We start from the raw sequence: 20204 nt of genomic DNA on the forward strand, positions 1-20204 counted from the left end.
GCACTTATGACAGGTATCAAGCTTGCAGTGGTCGGCGGGGGATCGACCTATACCCCCGAACTCATCGACGGTTTCGCACGGTTGCGGGACGTCCTGCCGGTGGACGAGCTGGTGCTGGTCGATCCGGCGGCCGACCGGCTGGAGCTGGTGGGCGGGCTGGCCCGGCGGATCTTCGCCAAGCAGGGCCATCCGGGCCGGATCACCTGGACCGGTGACCTGGACGCCGCGGTGGACGGCGCGGACGCGGTACTGCTCCAGCTGCGCGTCGGCGGGCAGGCGGCGCGCAACGAGGACGAGACCTGGCCGCTGGAGTGCGGCTGCGTGGGCCAGGAGACGACGGGCGCGGGCGGCCTCGCCAAGGCACTGCGCACGGTCCCGGTGGTGCTCGACATCGCCGAGCGGGTCCGCCGCCGCAACCCGGACGCCTGGATCGTGGACTTCACCAACCCGGTCGGGATCGTGACGCGGGCGCTGCTCACCGCCGGGCACAAAGCGGTCGGGCTGTGCAACGTGGCGATCGGATTCCAGCGGAAGTTCGCGCGGCTGCTGGATGTGGCGCCGCGGGACGTACAGCTCGAACACGTCGGTCTGAACCATCTGACCTGGGAACGGGCGGTACGCGTCGGCGGCGAGGACGTGCTGCCGAAGCTGATCGCCGAGCACGGCGACGCGATCGCCGCCGACCTGCACATGCCGCGCGCCCTGGTCGAGCGCCTCGGCGTGGTCCCCTCGTACTACCTGCGGTACTACTACCAGCACGACGAGGTCGTACGGGAGCTGCGCACCAAGCCGTCGCGCGCCGCCGAAGTCGCGGCGATGGAGCGGGAACTGCTGCGGATGTACGGCGATCCGGCGCTGGACGAGAAGCCGGAGCTGCTGGGCAAGCGGGGCGGGGCCTTCTACTCGGAGGCGGCCGTCGCGCTCACGTCCTCGCTGCTGCGGGGCACGGGGGACACGCAGGTGGTGAACGCGCTGAACAACGGGACGCTGCCGTTCCTGCCGGACGACGCGGTGATCGAGGTACCGGCCACGGTGGACGCCCGGGGCGCGGTGCCGCTGCCCGTACGCCCGCTGGAACCGCTGTACGCCGGTTTGATCGCGAACGTCACCGCGTACGAGCACCTGGCACTGGAGGCGGCCCTGAAGGGCGGCCGGAACCGCGTCTTCGAGGCACTGCTCGCCCATCCCCTCATCGGCCAGTTCGACTACGCGGAGCGCCTGACCGACGAACTGCTCGCGCACAACCGGGAGCACCTGACGTGGGCGTGACAGAACCGCGCGCCTACGGGGCGAATCGAACGGCCTCGTCCCCCCACCAGGGGGTTACCCGGGGGAGGCAGCGCGAGAACGTCTCGGACGGGGCGGGCTCGGCGGCCCGGCGCGCCGGGCCGCCGCCGCGCGCCTACGGGGCGAATCGAACTACCTCGTCCCCCCAGCAGGGGGTTACCCAAGGGGAGCGGCGCGAGAACGTCTCGTGCGGGGACTCGGGCGGGGTCTCGTCCGGGGGCTCGTACGGGGCCGCGTTGCTCGCCGTGGACGCGGGGAACAGCAAGACGGACGTGGCCGTGCTCGGCGCCGACGGGGCGGTGCTCGGCACGGCCCGCGGCGGCGGCTTCCGGCCGCCTTCGTGCGGCGGTGACCGGGCCGTCGCCGAGCTGGCCGTGATCGTCGAAAACGCGCTGGCGCAGGCCGGCCTCCCCCGCGTCGCGCACCTCACCGCCTGCCTCGCCAACGCCGATCTCCCCGTGGAGGAGGAGCGGCTGACCGAGCTGCTGACGGCGCGCGGCTGGGCGGACACCGTGACCGTCGCCAACGACACCTTCGCGCTGCTGCGGGCCGGGCTACCGGACGGCGGCCCGCACACCGGCGTCGCGGTGGTCTGCGGGGCCGGGATCAACTGCTCGGGGCTCGGCCCCGACGGCCGTACCGCGCGCTTCCCCGCCATCGGGCGCATCTCCGGTGACTGGGGCGGCGGCGGGCACCTCGCCGAGGAGGCGCTGTGGTGGGCGGCGCGGGCCGAGGACGGGCGGGGCGCCCCCAGCGCCCTCGCGGACCGGCTCCCCGCACACTTCGGGCTGCCGGCGATGCCGCAGCTCATCGAGGCGCTGCACCTGGGGGACATACCTGCCGAGCGCCGCCACGAACTGGTACCGGTGCTCTTCGCGGTGGCCGCCGAGGGGGACGAGGTGGCGCGGGCCCTCGTGGCGCGCCAGGCCGAGGAGATCGTCCTCATGGCCACGGTCGCACTGCGCCGCCTGGACCTGCTGGACGAGCCGGTACCGGTGGTCCTCGGCGGCGGGGTACTGGCGGCACGCCACCCGGTGCTGCACGAGGCGGTTCTCGCGCTGCTCGCCGAGCGCGCCCCGAAGGCGGTGCCGGTGGTGGTCACCGCTCCCCCGGTACTCGGCGCCGCCCTGCTGGCACTGGATGAGACGGGCGCACCGGACACCGCGTACGCCCGGCTGCGCGCCCATTACGCCTGACATCGACCACGCCGGGTGCCGATCATGCTGGAGCGCCGATCATGCCCGGCGCCGGTCACGCCGGGCGCCGAGCCGCCCACACCGTCCGGTCGGTGCGGACGGTGAGGTCGTCGCGGTGCAGGACGCTGTGCGGTCCGTCGCTGTCGAGCAGGGCGTCGAGCGTGGCCAGGTCGTCGGCGTCCCCCCGGCCGTCGAGCGCGTTCCGCATGCGGCGCAGCACCTCCCGGGCGTACCGGCCGGCGGCAGCGGGCAGCGGGGGTACCAGCTCGACGGTGTACGGGCGCTCGGCCTCGACGGTGAACCCGGCCCGGGACAGCAGCGGCCCCCAGTCGGCGCCCAGGTGCGGCAGCGCCTCGGCGTGCCCGCCGGCCAGTGCGGCACGGCAGCGGGCTTCCAGACCGGGGCGCCCGATGCCGAGATCGTGCGGCAGGAAGTACGGGACGCCGGCCATCTCGATCACGGCCAGCAGCCCGCCCGGGGCGAGCGCGACGTGCGCCTCGCGCAGCGCGCGGTCGGGGTCGCTCAGGTGGTGCAGCGCCCCCGACGCCCACACCAGGTCCGCTCGGCCGAAGTCCGGCCACGCCGCGTCCAGATCGGCCTCGACGGTGCGCACCCGGTCCGCCACGCCGAGCTCCCGGGCCCGGTCCTGGAGGTGGCGCAGGAGCCGCGGGGAGGCGTCCACGGCGGTCGCCTCGGCGTCCTCGAAGCGCCGGAGCAGCGCGAAGGTCCCGGTACCGGTCCCGCTCCCGAGATCGAGTACGCGGCGCACGGCCCGGTCCGCGGTCAGCTCCGCCAGCCAGGCGGTCAGCTCGGACAGGTGCGCGTGCAGGACCTCCGCCTCCAGGTCGAGCAGCTCGGCGACGAACGGTTCGTCCTCTCCGGAGGCGTGGTGCTGGTGGTGCTGGTGGTCGTGTTGGTGCTGGTGCGAGTGGGGTGCCATGACTCGACACTACGAGCGGCTTGCGTGATCGACATACCCTCTTGCGTATGACGCAAGAAGATGAGGATCTCGACATCCTCGTGCGCAAGCGGATCAGGGGGCTGCGGGTCGCCATGGGCTGGTCGCTCGACGATCTGGCCGCCCGTTGTTACCTGAGCCCCTCCACCCTCAGCCGCATCGAGACGGGCCACCGGCGGATCGGCCTCGACCAGCTGACCGCGATCGCCCGGGCCCTGGGCGCCACGCTGGACCAGCTCGTGGAGTCCGCCACCGACGACGTGATCATCAGGCCGCAGCACCACGCGGCGCACGGGCTGACCACCTGGATGCTGAAGCGGGACCCCGGCGTCACCGTCGCCCGGCTGCGTCTCACCGAGCCGGCCCCGACCGGCAGCGGCGCGCTCAAGGCGCACCCGGGGCAGGACTGGTTCACCGTGCTGTCCGGGACCGTCGTCCTGCTGCTGGGGGACCGCCGGATCGTCGTCGAGGAAGGGCAGGCGGCCGAGTTCTCCACGATGGTGCCGCACGCCTTCGGCGCGCAGGGCGGCCCGGCCGAGATCCTCGGCATCTTCGACCACGACGGACAGCGCACCCACCTGCGCTCCGCCCACTGAGGCAGGCGCCGGCCACCCGGTGAGCCGGTTCTCAGTCGTCCAGCGGCAGTGCCAGATCCCGTACGTGACCGGCGAGCAGCTCCACCGCGGCGTCCACCGCGGCCGCCTGGTCCCGCTCCCGGATCGCCTCGACGAGGAGGTGGTGCGGGTCGGTGGGGGCCGCCGTCGCGGTGTCCAGGCAGGCGGCGCGGCGCAGCTCCGCGCGGAGGGCGGTGCTCAGCGAGCGGTAGATGTCGGCCAGTACGGGATTGGCACTGGCCTCGGCGACCAGGACGTGGAAGTCGGCGTCGGCGGCGGTGAACACCTCGTCCTCGTGCGCCGCGAGCGCGGCCCGGCGCCGGGCCAGCGCCGCCTCTATGGCGGCGAGCTGGGCGTCCGTGCGGTGCCGTGCGGCCTGCCGCGCCGCGATCACGTCCAGGCCCTGCCGGACCTGGGTGACGTGGGTCAGTTCGGCGCGCTCCAGGCGGCGGCGGAGCGCCACCGCGCTGTCGTCGTCGGAGACGACGAACGTGCCGTCGCCCTGCCGGGTCTCCAGCAGTCCGGAGTGCACGAGGGCGCGGATCGCCTCCCGTACGGAGGCCCGGCTCACCTGCAGCGTCTCGGAGAGGGCGCTCTCGGGCGGGATGCGGCTGCCCACCGGCCAGACCCCCTTGAGGATCTGTTCCCGGATCTCGTCGGTCGCGGTCTCCACCAGCGACACCCTGCGTACCGTCCGCACCGACCGCTCCATTTCCCGGGTACCAGACGTCAGGCGACTCGTCGCCTGACGTCCGGCAACTCTAGTCAGCCCGGCCGGCCCCCGGCTGTCCCTCGGGCGAAGCCGGGGAACCGAACACCGTACGAATGCGTGAAGAGGGGCAACGGGGGCGCGAGGGGTGGGGCCCGGCCACGGGGCTCGAACGGGATCGCGACAGAGATCGCGATACGAACAAGATCCAGGCAATACCGGTGTGGTTGTCCGTTCCTGCAGCCATACTGCTGGCGGTGCACCCCTGCCCGCGGCGCGGGCCGCGGGGCACGGCCAGCGACCGAGGGGGAGGTTCCGTGTCATATCCGCCGACCGGCAGCGCGGCACCGCCCGCGCCCGCCGCGGCCCCCGGACCGGACGCGGCCGCACCGGAACCCTCCGCTCCGCCACCGCCCTCCGGCGAGCGCGCCGTATGGACCGAGGCGCTGCGGCGGCTGCGCGCCGCCATGCTCACCGAGCCGGGCCGGCTGCGCTTCATCGGTGCCGTACTGGCCGCGCTGGTCGTGCTGTTCGGCGCGCTGACCGCCTGGCAGGTGACGGACCGGTCGGCCGCCACCGACGACGTCCTGGGGAGCAGCCAGCCGCTGAGCCGGGACGCGGCCGACATCTACCGTTCGCTGGCGGACGCCGACACCACGGCGGCCGGCGGCTTCCTGGCCGGCGACCGGGAGAGCGCGGCCAGCCGCCGGCGCTACAAGGAGGACATCTCCACCGCCGCACGGCTGCTGGTCCGCGCCTCCGCCAACTCCCGTGGCTCGCAGACGGCCCGGGACCGGATCGAGCGGCTGAACGACGGCCTGCCGCGCTACGCGGGCCTGGTGGAGACGGCACGGATGTACAACCGGCAGGGCCTGCCGGTGGGCGGCGCGTACCTCCAGTACGCCAACAACCAGATGCGCACCCAACTGCTGCCCGCCGCCCGGCAGCTGTACGACGCCGAGACCGCCCGGCTCGACGCCGACTACGAGGACGCCAGGGCCTGGCCCTGGGTCGCGCTGGGCGCCGGCGTGCTGGCGATCGGTGCGCTCGGCTGGGCGCAGCGCCGCAACTACCGGCGTACGAATCGGGTGTTCAACCAGGGGCTGCTGATCGCCACCACCGCCTCCGTGGGCGTCCTGCTGTGGATGGCCGGGGGACACGCCGTCGCCCGCGCGGGGCTCGACGACTCCATCGAGCACGGCGCGAAGTCCCTGCGGGTGCTCAACGAGGCGCGGATCGCGACGCTGCAGGCGCGCGGCGACGAGAACCTCACGCTGGTGGCGCGCGGCGGCAAGGTGACCGCGGACCAGCGGGACTTCTACGAGGTCGAGTACGCCGCCGGAATGAGGACGCTGGCGGGGGACGGGAAGGACGCCGAGGGCCGCGCGGGCGGCAAACTGGCGGAGGCGCTGTCCCTGGCGGACGACGCGGAGGGCCGCGCGCCCGTGCAGGAGGCGCTGGCGAACGTACGGGAGTGGCGCGCGCGGCACGCCGAAGCGCGCGCGGAGAACGACCAGGGCGACTACGAAGGCGCGCTGGCGAAGGTGATCGGGAAGGACCGGCCCACGAAAGAGTCCTTCGACAAGGTGGACGCGGCGCTGAAGCGGGCACTCCGGCACGAGCAGAGCGAGTTCCACGACGCGGCGCGGGGCGGCCGGCGCGCGCTGGACGGGCTCGCCGTGGGAGCGGCCGTGCTGGCCGTGCTGGCGGCGGCCGGCGCGGTGCTGGGCATCGGCCGCAGGCTGTCGGAGTACCGGTGACGAGGGCAGGGATGAGCATGCGGGCGCGATGGGCGGACCTCGGGTCGGCGCTGGCTCCGGTGGCCGCCGGCATGGGCGTGATGGCCGCGGCCGCCGCGGTGCTGGTGCCGGTGCTCAGCAGCGGCCCCGCGGTGCCGCACGACCCGCCGCTGCCCGCGCCGCCCCGCGCCGCGACGGCGGCCCCCGCGGCCGCGGGCTGCACGGAGGAGAACGCGGCGGAGAGCCTGCGGCCCTCCTCCGCCGACGGCGACGCGGTGAAACGCATCAAGAAGGCGGGCCGGCTGGTCGTCGGCGTCGACCAGAACAGCTACCGCTGGGGCTACCGGGACCCGGACAACCCGAAGAACCTCATCGGCTTCGACATCGACCTGGCGAAGGCCGTCGCCCGGGACATCCTCGGGCCGGACCCGGACATCGTGTACCGCGCCATCCCCACCAACCAGCGCATCGACGCCGTGAAGCAGCGCAAGGTGGACATGGTCGTGCGGACGATGACGATCAACTGCGAGCGCAAGAAGGACGTCGCCTTCTCCACGGCCTACTTCAAGGCCGGCCAGCAGGTGCTCGCGCCGAAGAGGTCGTCGATCGACGCGTTCGACGACTCGCTGCGGGGAAAGAAGATCTGCACGGCGAAGGGATCAACGGGCGAGCAGGAACTGGACGGTGAGGACCACGGCGCGACGGTCATGACCGTGCCGAACCAGCTCGACTGCCTGGTGCGGCTGCAGCTGGGCGAGGCCGACGCCGTCGTGACGGACAGCGCGCTGGCGGCCGGCCAGGCCGCGCAGGACCCGGCCGTGGAGCTCAAGGGCGAGCCGTTCAGCACGGACCTGTACGGCGTCGCCATGAACAAGGAGGACGAGGACCTGGTGCGGCGGGTGAACAAGGTGCTGGAGGACTACCGCGCGGGCGGCGCCGACAGCCCCTGGACGCACGCGTACGACAAGTGGCTCAAGGCCGACCTGCCGGGCGTCTCCGGGCCGCCGGCGCCCCAGTACAGCGACTGACCGGCCCGGCCGGGCCCGTCCGCGGCGCCCGGCCGCCCGCAGCGCACCGCACGCACTCTGGAGAGGTGATCGATGGGGGTCCCTGGACCCGCCCCGGCCATGAGCCGCGACGAGGTGGACCGCGCCCTCGCGAGGCTCGGCGCCGAGCACGAAGCGATCGAGACCTCGCTGCTGGCACTGCAGGACCACGCCGGGCGCCGCCTCCTGGAGGGCGCCGAGCTGACCGGCGTCACCAAGGACCGCTGGGCCACCGCCGAGCAGCGGATCACGGTGCTCTGGGCGCACTTCGAGGCGTACAGCGCGGCGCTGGAGGCCGCCCGTGAGCTGCGCGCCCGCCGCCGCTGGCTCTCCCAGGAGGACCTGGCCACCCTCACCGACATGCTGCGCGGCAACGGCGTCACGGTCTCCGGCGGCGCGGCCGTCGGCGGCCTCACCAAGCTCAGCGAACAGCTCAGCCTGGAGGCGCTGGTCGACCGGATGAACGGGCTGTACGCGCACGCCCTCGACGTCATCGTCAGCGCCGACTCCGTATGGACCGCGCTGCCCGCCCGGATCGACCTGCTCGCCGCCGAACTGCGCCGTACCCGCTCCCTCGCGCACTCCGTCGGCGTCCGCCCCGGCGAGCACCCCTCCGGCGACGACCTGGAGCAGATCACCGACGAGCTGACCCGGCTGCGCGCCGAGGTGCTCACCGACCCGCTCGCGTTCTGGGTGCCCGCCGCCGACGCCAGCGCCGCGCCCGGCGGCGGCCGCCCGGACACCGAGCGGTACGACCGCGCGGCCCGCGCCCTGGAGGACGTGCGGCGGGAGATCGAGGCGGTCCTCGCGGTGCGGCAGGACGCCGAGCGGCGGCTGATGCTCGTGCGCGACCTGCTCTCGCGCGCGGACCGCACGCTCACCGAGGCGCGGGCGGCGCGCGGCGAGGTGCTGGCGAAGATCGCCGCGTCCGAAGTGCCGGCCGTCTCGGGCCCGTCGGCCGCCCTGCACGAGCAGCTCGCCACCGCCGCCGAGTACCGCAGACGCGCCCAGTGGCACCTGCTGTCGCCGCTGCTGGAGAGCCTGGAGGAGCGCGCCGAGGAGGAGCTGCTGCGCGCCCGCGAGTCGCTGACCGCGGTGACCGCGCCGCTGGCCGTCCGGGCCGAGCTGCGCGGCCGGCTCGACGCGTACAAGGCGAAGACGGCGCGGCACGGCCTGGCCGAGGACCCGCTGCTGATCGAGCGGTACGACATCGCCCGCCGGATGCTGTGGAGCGCGCCCTGCGACCTGCGCGCCGCCGAACACGCCGTGCTGCGCTACCAGCAGGCGGCGGCCGAGGCCCTGGCGGCCGGGCAGCCGGACCGCAAGGGGGAGTCATGACCGGGGAGAAGGGCGCCGCCTGCCAGCGGCCGGAGTGCGAGGGCCGCTACGAGGACATGGGCGGCGGCGAACTGTACTGCGACACCTGCGGCATGGCGCCGGTCGTCTCGGCGACCGGCATGGTGGCCTCGCCGCCGACCGGCGTCGCGGGCGCCGCCCGTGGCGGCAACGGCTCCGGCGGCTCGCAGAACTCCGGCAGCGCCCGTACGTCGTCCTCCTCCCGCTCCGCCGGCTCCCGCCGCTCGGTCTCCGGGCGCCTCTCGCGCTCCCTGTCCGGCCCGTCGACGCGCTCGGTGTCCGTGCGCAGCGGCAGTTCGGGGCAGGGTTCCGGGTCGGGTTCGGGTCCGGGGCGCGGGCGGCTGGGTGCCGGGCTGGTGGCGGTCCCCGACGTGCCGCGGCCCGATCCGCGCACGGTGGTGCTGGAGAACCCGGAGGTCCCCGAGCGCAAGCGGTTCTGCAGCCGCAGCGACTGCGGGGCGCCGGTGGGCCGGGCGCGCGGCGGGCGCCCGGGCCGTACGGAAGGTTTCTGCACCAAGTGCGGCCACCCGTACAGCTTTGTGCCGAAGCTGCGGGCCGGCGACGTGGTACACGGCCAGTACGAGGTCGCGGGGTGTCTCGCGCACGGCGGGCTGGGCTGGATCTACCTCGCGGTGGACCGCGCGGTCTCGGACCGGTGGGTGGTGCTCAAGGGCCTGCTGGACACCGGCGACGAGGAGGCGCTCGCGGTCGCGGTCTCCGAGCGCCGCTTCCTCGCCGAGATCGAGCACTCCAACATCGTCCGCATCTACAACTTCGTCGAACACCTCGACCAGGCGACCGGCAGCCTCGACGGCTACATCGTCATGGAGTACGTCGGCGGCAAGTCCCTCAAGGAGATCGCCAACGAGCGGCGCACGCCCCAGGGGCGGCGCGACCCGCTCCCGGTCGAGCAGGCGTGCGCGTACGGCATCGAGGCGCTGGAGGCCCTCGGCCATCTGCACAGCCGCAACCTGCTCTACTGCGACTTCAAGGTCGACAACGCCATCCAGCAGAACGACCAGCTCAAGCTGATCGACATGGGCGCGGTCCGCAGGATGGACGACCACGAGAGCGCGATCTACGGCACGGTCGGGTACCAGGCGCCCGAGGTCGCCGAGGTCGGCCCGTCCGTCGCCTCCGACCTGTACACGGTCGCGCGCACCCTCGCCGTCCTCACCTTCGACTTCCAGGGCTACACGAACGTTTTCGCGGACTCGCTGCCGGACCCCGAGCACATCGAGGTGTTCCGCCGGTACGAGTCCTTCTACCGGCTGCTCGTCCGGGCCACCGACCCCGACCCGGCACGCCGGTTCGCCTCGGCGGAGGAGATGGCCGAGCAGCTGACCGGCGTGCTGCGCGAGGTCGTCGCGCTGCAGACCGGCGAGCAGCGGCCCGCGCTCTCGCAGCTCTTCGGCCCCGAACTGCGGGTGGTCGACACCGAACTGATGCCGGCGGTGGAGGGGGACACCTCGCTGCTGGGCGGGCGGACCGGTCCGCCGCGCGGCCGCCGCGGCAGGAAGGCGGCAGCGGCCGCGCTGCCGGGCACGGCACCGGCGGCGGGCCTGGTGGGCGCCGCACCGGCCACGCCGTCGATCCCGGCACAGGTGTCGTACGAGATCTCGCCGCTTCCCGGGTACGGCAGCCCGGGTCCCGTGGTGCGCCCCGTGGACACCGCGGCGGCCGTGCTCGCGCTGCCCGTGCCGCGGGTGGACCCCGGCGACCCGAACGCCGGTTTCCTGGCCGGTCTGCTGGCCGCGGCCCCCGCCGAGCTGGTCGTCGCGCTGCGCTCCGCGCCCGCCGACTCCCTGGAGCTGCGGCTGCGCGACCTGCGGGCCCGGCTGGAGATGGCCGAGGGGCCCGTGGCGCAACGGGTGCTGCGGGAGATCGAGACCGACCCGCTGGCCGACTGGGCGTCGGACTGGCGGGTGGTCTGGTACCGCGGCCTGGTGGCCCTGGCCACCGGCGACAAGGAGACCGCCGCGCTGTCCTTCGACGCGGTGTACGACGCCTTCCCGGGGGAACCGGCGCCCAAGCTCGCGCTGGCTCTCTGCGCCGAGGTGCTGGGCCAGCTGGACAACGCCGCCGAGTACTACCACCTGGTGTGGACCACCGACCACAGCTATGTGAGCGCGGCCTTCGGGCTGGCCCGGGTGCGGCTCGCGGCCGGTGACCGCGGCGGCGCGGTGCGTGCCCTGGAGGCCGTACCGGAGTCCTCGATCCACTTCACCGCGGCCCGCATCGCCGCGGTGCGGGCCCGGCTCCGGCAGCGTCCGGCGAGCGACCCGCTGCTGCCCGATCTGCAGGCCGCGGCCCGGCAGATCGAGCGGCTGGCGGACTTCGGGCTGGACGCGCAGCGCCGCGAGACGCTGACGACGGAGGTACTGGGCTGCGCGCTGGACTGGGTGCTGTCCGGGCGCGCCGGTGAGCGGCCGGCGCCCGGGGCCGTCCCCGTGCTGCTCGGCTGCGAGGTGGACGAGCGCGGGCTGCGCTTCGGCCTGGAGCGGTCCTGCCGGCTGCTCGCCAGGCTGGCTCAGCGCGGTGATGAGAGGATCGAACTGGTGGAGCGGGCCAACCGCTTCCGCCCCAGGACGTGGGTGTGAGATGGCAGTGACAGGTCCTTCCCGGTGCCCGGGATGCGCCGAGCCGCTGGAGCCGGGGGACAACTTCTGCGGGGTGTGCGGTGCGGATGTCTCCGCCGCGGCACCGGATGGTGCGGCGGCCGGGGCGTACGGGGCGGCCCCGCCGCCCGCTCCGGAGGCCCGGCTCGCGGACGGCGCCGGCGGTTCGGACGGCTCCGACATCTCGGGCGGCTCCGGCGTCTCGGACAACAAAGCCGGCGCGGACAGCCCCGACGGCGCGGCACCGACGGCGGACGGCCCCGCCGACCCCCGCGAGTCCTTCGCCGCCAAGACCTGCGTGGCGTGCCGGACCGGCACCATCGACCAGGACGGCTACTGCGAGCACTGCGGCCACGCCCAGCCCCGCGAGCGCGACCACTTCGAACGCGAGCTGGAGCGGGTCGCCGCCGTCAGCGACCGCGGCCACCGCCACCACCGCAACGAGGACTTCTTCACCGTCGCCGGCACCGCGCTCTCCGACGGCTCGCCCGCGGTGCTCGCCGTGGTCTGCGACGGCGTCTCCTCCGCGACCCGGCCCGACGAGGCGTCGCAGGCCGCCGCCGAGACGGCCGCCGAGTCGCTGCTGGCGGCGCTGCCCCGGGAGGCCCACCCGCAGCAGGCCATGCACGACGCGATCCTGGCCGCCGCCAAGTCCGTCGACGCGCTCGCCGAAGTGCCCGACCACCCGCGCGACCCCTACCGCCAGCAGAACGCCCCGGCCTGCACGCTCGTCGCGGCCGTCGCGGCCGCCGGGGTGCTGACCGTCGGCTGGGTCGGCGACAGCCGCGCGTACTGGATCCCCGACGACCGCACCGCGCCCGGTGCCCGGCTCACCGAGGACGACTCCTGGGCCGCGCAGATGGTGGCGAACAACCTGATGTCGGAGGCCGAGGCGTACTCCGACGAACGGGCCCACGCCATCACCGGCTGGCTGGGCGCCGACGCGTACGAACTCCAGCCGCACACCGCCGCGTTCCGGCCGGACCGCCCGGGCGTGGTCGTGGTGTGCACCGACGGCCTGTGGAACTACACGGAGGCGGCGTCCGAACTGGCCGCGCTGCTGCCCCGGGACGCGGCTGAACGCCCGCTGCACAGCGCACGTACCCTCGTGCGGCACGCTCTGGACAGCGGCGGCCACGACAACGTAACAGTGGCCGTGGTGCCGTTCCCGGTCCCCGCTGCCGGGGCAGTATCGGCGTGAGCCACCACAGCAACACGTAACGCAGTCAGCGCAGTCAGCGCAGTCAGCGCAGTCAGCGCAGGAGAACGGTCCGGCACCTGGGGAGGTGCCGACGGGGGGACGGCCTGGGGTACTTCCGCCCGCCCGCATGCCGACGAGTACGACGGAGCGTCAAGGAGCGGAAGAGATGGCCAACTTCTCGAAGTCCACGGTCCCGCAGTTCTCCGTGGAGGTGTACCAGAACGAGTACCTCCCCGAGGGCGGCCGCGAGGTGAACGCCATCGTCACGGTCACCGCCACCGGCGGCGGCACCTCCGGCGGCCGACCGCTCGCCGACGCCGCCGGGCGGCCCGCGCCCGCGCCGGGCGGCGCCCCGGACGCCGCCGTGGTCATCATGGTCGACGCCTCCGGCTCGATGGAGTACCCGCCGACCAAGATGCGCAACGCCCGCGACGCCACCGCGGCGGCGATCGACACGCTGCGCGACGGGGTGGCCTTCGCGGTGATCGCCGGCACCCACCAGGCCACCGAGGTGTACCCGGGCGGCGGCCGCCTCGCGCAGGCGTCGCCCGAGACCCGCAGCCGGGCAAAAGAGGCGCTGCGGCGGCTGAAGTCGGGCGGCGGGACCGCGATCGGCGGCTGGCTGCGGCTGGCCGACCGGCTGCTGTACTCCGCCGACGTGGCCATCCGGCACGGCATCCTGCTCACCGACGGCCGCAATGAACACGAGTCGCCCGAAGAGCTGCGGGCCGCGCTGGACGCCTGTGCCGGGCGGTTCACCTGCGACGCGCGCGGAGTGGGCACGGACTGGGTGGTCAAGGAGGTCACCGGCATCGCCTCGGCCCTGCTGGGCAGCGCCGACATCGTCGCCGATCCGGCCGGGCTGACCGCGGACTTCACGCGGATGATGGAGACCGCGATGGGCAAGGAGGTCGCGGACGTGGCCCTGCGGGTGTGGACCCCGCAGGGCGCCGAGATCCAGTTCGTGAAGCAGGTCGCGCCGACGGTCGAGGACCTGACCGGCCGGCGCACCGAGGCCGGGCCGCGGGCCGGCGACTACCCGACCGGCTCGTGGGGCGACGAGTCCCGCGACTACCACGTGTGCGTACGGGTCCCGGACGCCGGCGTCGGCCAGGAGATGCTGGCCGCGCGGGTGGCACTGGTACTCCCTGCGCCCGGCGGCGGCACGCCCCGGACGCTCGCGCAGGGCCTGGTACGAGCCGTGTGGACGACCGACATGGCCGCATCGACGCAGATCAACCCACAGGTGGCGCACTACACGGGACAGGCGGAACTGGCCCGGGCCATCCAGTCCGGGCTGGATGCCCGTAAGTCCGGAGATGTCGACGGCGCGACCGCCCGGCTGGGCCGGGCCGTGCAACTGGCGACCGCCTCCGGGAACGAGGACACTGCGAAACTGCTTGCGAAGGTGGTGGACGTCGTGGACGCGGTGACCGGTACTGTGCGGCTGAAGGCGAAGGTCGCGGAAGCGGACGAGATGACGCTCGAAACGCGCTCTACCAAGACCGTTCGCGTCAAAAAGTGACAAACGAGTGACGAGCTAGACGTAAAACCGTTGGAAGACGGTACGGAGGGGGACATACCGACATGCCGACCTGCCCGAACGGCCACCAGTCAGTGGCCGAAGACTGGTGCGAGGTGTGCGGCCACCGCATGGCGGGCACTGTCGCGCAGCCCCCTCCCCCGCCCGCCGGCTTCCCCGGCGCCCCGGCCGAGCAGCCGCCGCAGCAGGGTGGCTACGGCTTCCCGCCGCCGCCCCCGCCGCCCGGCGCGGGCCAGGCCCCCGGGCCCGGCACCGGCCAGGCCGAGCTGTGCCCGCAGTGCGGCACGCCGCGCGAGGCCATGGCGCCGTTCTGCGAGGGGTGCCGGTACAACTTCCTGACGCACTCCTCGACCTCCGCGTCGTACGGGGCGCCCGCGCCGCAGTCCGCGCAGCCGCCCGGCTTCCCGGCCCAGCCCGGCCCGCCGGACCAGTACGAGTACCAGAGCTCGCGGCCCTCGCAGATGAACCGGCCCGCCGAGCCGCTGGGCCCCGGCCAGCAGCCGTTCGGCGACCCCGGCGGCCCGCCCCCGCCCTACGGCCAGCAGGGTCCGCCGCCGCAGCAGGGCCCGCAGTCGCCTGCCCCGTCCCAGGGCGACGACTGGCTGCTGCCGCCGCCCGGCGGCCCGCAGACGCCCCCGGCCCCGGCCCCGCCCGGCCAGCAGTTTCCTCCCGGCCAGCCTGTCCCTCCCGGTCAGCCCGTTCCGCCCGGGCAGCAGGTCCCGCCGGGTCAGCAGGCGCAGAGCCCGTTCGCGCCGCCCGGGCCGCCCCCGCCGTACGAGCAGTCGGCACCCCCGGCCCCGCCCGGCCCGTACGAGCAGCAGTCCGGCCAGTACGAGCAGCAGCCGCAGCCCCCGTTCCCGCAGCAGCCGCAGCACGGGCAGAGCGGCGAGCAGCCGTGGGCCCCGGGCGGCGAGGCTCCGGACCGGGCGCCGGCCGGTGCCGGCTGGGTCGCGGTGATCGCTCCGGACCGTGAGTACTTCATGGCGATGATGGGCCGCAGCGGCCCCGAGGCGGCCGGCCTGAACCTCCCCGCCTACTCCCCCGAACAGCAGCTGCCGCTCGACGGGCAGCAGGTCACGATCGGCCGCCGCCGGCACAGCACGGGCGAGTCGCCGGACATCGACCTGGGACGCCCGCCGGAGGACCCGGGCGTCTCGCACCAGCACGCGATGCTGGTGCAGCAGCCGGGCGGCGGCTGGGCGGTGGTGGACCAGAACTCCACCAACGGCACGACCGTCAACGGCGGCGAGGACCCGATCCAGCCGTACGTCCCGATCCCGCTCCAGGAGGGCGACCGCGTCCACGTCGGCGCCTGGACGACGATCACGGTGCGCCGGGGCTGAGAGCCGGTGTCAGCCGACACCCGGTAGCGGCCAGCGGTGGGGGCCGTCGGGGGCGTCCAGCCACGCCCACTGACGGTCCCCCTCCACCGTCACGCCGAACCGCGAACGGTGCGGCCGGCGCTCCGCGCGCCACAGCTCGTAGGCGCCGCGCGGGTCCAGCGCCCCGGCGCTCAGCGTGCGCAGGAAGTGGAACCGCTCGTCGCGCAGCGCCTCGCGCGGCAGCGCCGCGGTGGCGGCCCACACCTCGGCGCGCGCTTCGGACGCGGACCCGGCTCCGGTACCGGGTTCGGCATCGTCTTCGGTGTCGGCTTCGGTGGTGGGCTCGCCTTCGGGGGCCGCGCTGCGGAGCCGTACGAAGTACGCCGGGGTGGACAGGAACCGTCCCTCCGCGCGCCCCTCACCCGTCACCCGCAACAGCACCAGCCCCGTGGCCAGCGGCGTGAGGATCAGCCCGCCGGTCCTGCACTGCGCCACCCACGCCGCGGGCACGGACGGCAGCTGGCACGTCGCCATGATCCGGTCGAACGGCGCCCGCTCCGGACAGCCCAGCGCGCCGTCCCCGGTGATCACCAGGGGCCGGTACCCGGCCGCCGCCAGGTGCTCCCGCGCCGGCCCGGTGATCTCCTCGTCCAGATCGACCGTGGTGACCCGCTCGTCCCCGAGCCGGTGCGAGAGCAGCGCCGCGTTGTAGCCCGTGCCCGCGCCGATCTCCAGTACCTCGTTGCCGTCCTCGATGCGCAGCGCGGCCAGCATGTCCGCCATCAGCGACGGCTGGCTGCTGGAGGAGACCAGCTCCCCCTGGCGCACGTGGGTGGCCAGCGCGCTGTCGGCGTACGCGCCGCGCAGCCACTCCGCCCGGCGCTCCGGATCGGGATGGTCCGCCGTGCGCCGCTCGTACCCGCCGGCCACGCCCACGTAGTACACCGGCACGAACAGGTGCCGGGGCACCTCGGCGAACGCCGCCCGCCAGCGCGGATCCGTCAGCCCGCCGCCCATGGTGATCAGCCGCACCAGCCCGGCCCGGGCCGCCGCGGCCTCCACGGCGTACGGGTCGCTCCCTGGCTCCGTACCGCTCCCGCTCATACCTCCACTGTGCTACGCGTCCGCGGTCCCCCGCTTTCCGGTCCGACGCCTTACGGTCCTACGTCTCCCGTACTCGGCCGGTGCGTCTGAGACCATGGAAGCGTGAACGAGATTCCGCGCGGCACGCTTCAGGAGCAGACCTTCTACGAGCAGGTCGGTGGCGAGGAGACCTTCCGGCGTCTGGTGCACCGCTTCTACCAGGGCGTCGCCGAGGACCCGCTGCTGCGGCCCATGTACCCGGAGGAGGACCTCGGCCCGGCCGAGGAGCGCCTCGCGCTGTTCCTCATGCAGTACTGGGGCGGTCCCCGGACGTACAGCGACAGCCGCGGCCACCCCCGGCTGCGGATGCGGCACATGCCCTTCACCGTCGACCGGGCGGCGCACGACGCCTGGCTGCGGCACATGCGGGACGCCGTGGACTCCCTGGAGCTGGCGCCCGAACACGAGACGCAGCTGTGGAACTACCTGACGTATGCGGCCGCTTCGATGATCAACAGCGAGGGCTGAGCACGCACGAGGTGAGCACGACGTGACAGAGGCCCCCGCCGCCCATGAGGGCGACGGGGGCCTTCGTCATGTATTGCGCAGGTGCTCGTCAGGCGGGCGTGACCGACAGCCCCTGGAGGCCGCCCGTACGGACCGCGACCGAGCCGAGCGGTGTACGGAGCCGCAGCCAGCCGCCCGCCGCGAGCAGCGTGTACGGCTCGGGGAGCGGGCCGGTGCCCGCGGCACCGACCGGGGTGCGTACCGGGCGCAGGAAGCCCAGGGACTGCGCGGCGTGCACGGCGCGCAGCGGGAGGTGCGTGTCGCCGACCGTGCGCGACCAGATCTCCCGGCCGATCCGGTCCCGCTCCGCCCGGGTCCGCTGCTCGGGCGGCAGCGCCCCGTCGCGGGCCCGGAACTCGGCGACCGAGACGGCGAGCATGCGGCCGAGCGCGTCGGGCGCGGGCAGCCCCGGCACCCGGCGCCAGCCGCCCTGCGGCGGCAGTACTCCGGCCCAGGGCGGACCGGTGACCGCGGCCGGGACGGTGAGCGTGCCGGCCGCCCCCTCCTCGATGCCTTCGATGCCCTCGAGCAGTTCGCCGGCCGAGACGGTCGCGTCCAGCCGTACCGGCTCGGCGAGGCGCGCCGTACGGATGGCCAGTACCTCGAAGGACGGCGGCCGGCCGAAGACGGCGAGCACGCCGCCCTCCCCGGCACCGCTCTCACCAGCACCGCTCTCACCGGCACCGCCGGCCGGGGCCGCCTGGAGGCGCACCGCCGCCGCACGGTCGTAGTGCAGCAGCCGGGACAGGAAGGCGGCGAGGTCCGCCGCCTCCCCGTCGTCGGCGAGGCGCAGGACCGTCATGCGGCGACGGCCTCCGACTGCTTCTCCGGCCGCTTGCCCGCGCTGCCGGCGTCGTCCATGTACTCCTCCAGGAACGCCTTCTCCTCGGCCGAGATGCGCCGGGGACGGCCCGCTTCGAGGTCGTAGGGCACCACGACGGTCGAGGCACGCACGTACACGGTCTCTTCTTGTTCCGGCGTAGCGGCGTCCTTGATCTCGTACGCGATCGTCAGGGACGCCGCGCTGATCCGGGTCACCCAGGACTCGATGGTCACCGGCGCGTGCCGGTGGACCAGCGGGCGGACGTAGTCGATCTCGTGGCGGGCCACGACGGACCCGCCGGAGAACGACGGGCTGCCGTCCCCCGGCGCCAGCCGGAACATGAAGTCGATCCGCGCCTCTTCGAGGTAGCGCAGGAAGACCACGTTGTTGACGTGGCCGAACGCATCCATGTCCGCCCAGCGCAGCGGGCAGGAGTAGACGTGTCGCACGCGATCAGCCTCAGCCTCGGGTCAGCTTCTTGTAGGTGGCGCGGTGCGGGCGCGCGGCGTCCGGACCGAGCCGCTCGATCTTGTTCTTCTCGTACGACTCGAAGTTGCCCTCGAACCAGAACCACTTGGACTCGCCCTCGTACGCCAGGATGTGCGTGGCGACGCGGTCCAGGAACCAGCGGTCGTGGGAGACGACCACGGCGCAGCCCGGGAACTCCAGCAGCGCGTTCTCCAGCGAGGACAGGGTCTCGACGTCGAGGTCGTTGGTCGGCTCGTCGAGGAGGAGCAGGTTGCCGCCCTGCTTGAGCGTGAGCGCCAGGTTGAGGCGGTTCCGCTCACCACCGGACAGCACGCCGGCCGGCTTCTGCTGGTCCGGGCCCTTGAAGCCGAACGCGGAGACGTACGCGCGGGACGGCATCTCGACCTGGCCCACGTTGATGTAGTCCAGCTCGTCCGACACCACGGCCCACAGGGTCTTCTTGGGGTCGATGTTGGCGCGGTTCTGGTCCACGTACGAGATCTTGACCGTGTCGCCGACCTTGATCGAACCGGAGTCCGCGGACTCCAGGCCCTGGATCATCTTGAACAGCGTGGTCTTACCGGCACCGTTCGGGCCGATGACACCCACGATGCCGTTGCGCGGCAGCGTGAACGACAGGTCGTCGATCAGCACCTTGTCGCCGAACGCCTTCGAGAGGTTCTCGACCTCGACGACGATGTTGCCCAGGCGCGGGCCCGGCGGGATCTGGATCTCCTCGAAGTCCAGCTTCCGGGTCTTCTCCGCCTCGGCCGCCATCTCCTCGTACCGGCTCAGGCGGGACTTGGACTTGGCCTGCCGGCCCTTGGCGTTGGAGCGGACCCACTCCAGCTCTTCCTTCAGACGCTTCGCACGCTTGGCGTCCTTCTGCCCCTCGACCTTCAGGCGCGCGGCCTTCTTGTCCAGGTAGGTGGAGTAGTTGCCCTCGTACGGGTGGGCGCGGCCGCGGTCCAGCTCCAGGATCCACTCGGCCACGTTGTCGAGGAAGTACCGGTCGTGGGTGACGGCGACGACGGTGCCGGCGTACTTGGCGAGGTGCTGCTCCAGCCACTGCACGGACTCGGCGTCCAGGTGGTTGGTGGGCTCGTCGAGGAGCAGCAGGTCCGGGGCCTCGAGGAGGAGCTTGCAGAGCGCGACGCGGCGCTTCTCACCACCGGAGAGGTTGGTGACGCCCCAGTCGCCGGGCGGGCAGCCCAGCGCGTCCATGGCCTGCTCGAGCTGGGTGTCCAGGTCCCACGCGTTGGCGTGGTCGAGGTCCTCCTGGAGCTTGCCCATCTCCTCCATCAGCGCGTCGCTGTAGTCGGTCGCCATGAGCTCGGCGACCTCGTTGAAGCGGTGGAGCTTGTCCATGATCTCGCGGGCGCCGTCCTGGACGTTCTCCAGGACCGTCTTGGACTCGTCCAGCGGCGGCTCCTGCAGCAGCATGCCGACGCTGTAACCGGGCGACAGGAACGCGTCGCCGTTCGACGGCTGCTCAAGGCCCGCCATGATCTTCAGCACCGTGGACTTACCGGCACCGTTGGGGCCCACGACACCGATCTTCGCCCCCGGCAGGAAGTTCAGGGTGACGTCGTCGAGGATCACCTTGTCGCCGTGCGCCTTGCGCGCCTTGCGCATGGTGTAAATGAACTCAGCCAAGAGAAACCGTCCGGCAGT

General features: G+C 73.7%; 17 protein-coding genes. 11 read left to right on the top strand and 6 right to left on the bottom strand.

The window, feature by feature from the left end:
- Positions 1-6: 6 nt before the first annotated feature.
- Together ACIGXO_RS14240 and ACIGXO_RS14245 are read left to right on the top strand one after the other, a co-directional pair.
- Positions 7-1269 (top strand): 6-phospho-beta-glucosidase, encoded by a 1263-nt coding sequence (locus ACIGXO_RS14240; RefSeq protein WP_399785210.1) that lies wholly within the window; start codon positions 7-9, stop codon positions 1267-1269.
- 254 nt (positions 1270-1523) lie between these two features.
- The gene (locus ACIGXO_RS14245) at positions 1524-2483 is read left to right on the top strand and encodes an N-acetylglucosamine kinase (protein WP_399785213.1); all 960 of its coding nucleotides are present in this window, start codon (positions 1524-1526) and stop codon (positions 2481-2483) included.
- A 55-nt stretch (positions 2484-2538) separates the two neighbouring features.
- Here ACIGXO_RS14245 and ACIGXO_RS14250 read toward each other — a convergent pair whose 3' ends face one another.
- Entirely contained in the window at positions 2539-3423 is an 885-nt protein-coding gene (locus ACIGXO_RS14250) for a class I SAM-dependent methyltransferase (RefSeq protein WP_399785215.1), read from the bottom strand.
- 47 nt (positions 3424-3470) lie between these two features.
- Here ACIGXO_RS14250 and ACIGXO_RS14255 point away from each other — a divergent pair, with 47 nt between their 5' ends.
- The gene (locus tag ACIGXO_RS14255; RefSeq protein WP_399785218.1) at positions 3471-4037 is read left to right on the top strand and encodes a helix-turn-helix domain-containing protein; all 567 of its coding nucleotides are present in this window, start codon (positions 3471-3473) and stop codon (positions 4035-4037) included.
- Positions 4038-4068: 31 nt separating this feature from the next.
- Here the strand turns inward: ACIGXO_RS14255 and ACIGXO_RS14260 are convergent, their stop codons facing one another.
- Complete coding sequence (locus ACIGXO_RS14260) at positions 4069-4755, bottom strand: FadR/GntR family transcriptional regulator (RefSeq protein WP_399785221.1); 687 nt, start codon at positions 4753-4755, stop codon at positions 4069-4071.
- A 326-nt stretch (positions 4756-5081) separates the two neighbouring features.
- Here ACIGXO_RS14260 and ACIGXO_RS14265 point away from each other — a divergent pair, with 326 nt between their 5' ends.
- The 7 genes from ACIGXO_RS14265 (at position 5082) to ACIGXO_RS14295 (ending at position 15610) form a co-directional block, all read left to right on the top strand.
- Positions 5082-6524 carry a hypothetical protein gene (locus tag ACIGXO_RS14265; protein WP_399785224.1) on the top strand — a complete coding sequence of 481 codons (1443 nt, stop codon included), beginning with the start codon at positions 5082-5084 and terminating at the stop codon, positions 6522-6524.
- A 17-nt stretch (positions 6525-6541) separates the two neighbouring features.
- Complete coding sequence (locus ACIGXO_RS14270; protein ID WP_399785226.1) at positions 6542-7531, top strand: glutamate ABC transporter substrate-binding protein; 990 nt, start codon at positions 6542-6544, stop codon at positions 7529-7531.
- 99 nt (positions 7532-7630) lie between these two features.
- A complete protein-coding gene (locus ACIGXO_RS14275; protein ID WP_399785229.1) occupies positions 7631-8887 on the top strand; it encodes a hypothetical protein in 1257 nt (418 codons plus the stop codon).
- Positions 8884-11505 carry a tetratricopeptide repeat protein gene (locus ACIGXO_RS14280; RefSeq protein WP_399785232.1) on the top strand — a complete coding sequence of 874 codons (2622 nt, stop codon included), beginning with the start codon at positions 8884-8886 and terminating at the stop codon, positions 11503-11505. The genes ACIGXO_RS14275 and ACIGXO_RS14280 overlap by 4 nt, the downstream gene beginning before the upstream one ends.
- A 7-nt stretch (positions 11506-11512) precedes the next feature.
- Positions 11513-12724 carry a PP2C family serine/threonine-protein phosphatase gene (locus ACIGXO_RS14285; RefSeq protein WP_399785235.1) on the top strand — a complete coding sequence of 404 codons (1212 nt, stop codon included), beginning with the start codon at positions 11513-11515 and terminating at the stop codon, positions 12722-12724.
- Positions 12725-12890: 166 nt separating this feature from the next.
- Positions 12891-14249, top strand: a complete 1359-nt coding sequence (locus ACIGXO_RS14290) for a VWA domain-containing protein (RefSeq protein WP_399785238.1) — start codon at positions 12891-12893, stop codon at positions 14247-14249.
- A gap of 62 nt (positions 14250-14311) precedes the next feature.
- Complete coding sequence (locus tag ACIGXO_RS14295; protein WP_399785241.1) at positions 14312-15610, top strand: FHA domain-containing protein; 1299 nt, start codon at positions 14312-14314, stop codon at positions 15608-15610.
- Between the two features lie 9 nt (positions 15611-15619).
- Here ACIGXO_RS14295 and ACIGXO_RS14300 read toward each other — a convergent pair whose 3' ends face one another.
- On the bottom strand, positions 15620-16693 hold the full coding sequence (locus ACIGXO_RS14300) for a methyltransferase domain-containing protein (protein WP_399785243.1): 1074 nt from the start codon (positions 16691-16693) through the stop codon (positions 15620-15622).
- Positions 16694-16795: 102 nt separating this feature from the next.
- On the opposite strand from ACIGXO_RS14300, the gene ACIGXO_RS14305 reads away from it, so the two are divergent.
- The gene (locus tag ACIGXO_RS14305; protein ID WP_030614978.1) at positions 16796-17200 is read left to right on the top strand and encodes a globin; all 405 of its coding nucleotides are present in this window, start codon (positions 16796-16798) and stop codon (positions 17198-17200) included.
- A gap of 88 nt (positions 17201-17288) precedes the next feature.
- Here the strand turns inward: ACIGXO_RS14305 and ACIGXO_RS14310 are convergent, their stop codons facing one another.
- The 3 genes from ACIGXO_RS14310 to ettA are packed head-to-tail and all read right to left on the bottom strand — an operon-like array spanning position 17289 to position 20186.
- On the bottom strand, positions 17289-18041 hold the full coding sequence (locus ACIGXO_RS14310) for a hypothetical protein (RefSeq protein WP_399785246.1): 753 nt from the start codon (positions 18039-18041) through the stop codon (positions 17289-17291).
- Complete coding sequence (locus tag ACIGXO_RS14315) at positions 18038-18511, bottom strand: acyl-CoA thioesterase (RefSeq protein WP_399785249.1); 474 nt, start codon at positions 18509-18511, stop codon at positions 18038-18040. Before ACIGXO_RS14315 ends, ACIGXO_RS14310 begins: the two co-directional genes overlap by 4 nt.
- A 10-nt stretch (positions 18512-18521) precedes the next feature.
- Entirely contained in the window at positions 18522-20186 is a 1665-nt protein-coding gene (ettA, locus tag ACIGXO_RS14320; RefSeq protein WP_399785252.1) for an energy-dependent translational throttle protein EttA, read from the bottom strand.
- Between the last annotated feature and the right edge of the window lie 18 nt (positions 20187-20204).

Origin of the sequence: Streptomyces sp. NPDC053542 (assembly GCF_044544685.1) — a bacterium.
Lineage (GTDB): Bacteria > Actinomycetota > Actinomycetes > Streptomycetales > Streptomycetaceae > Streptomyces.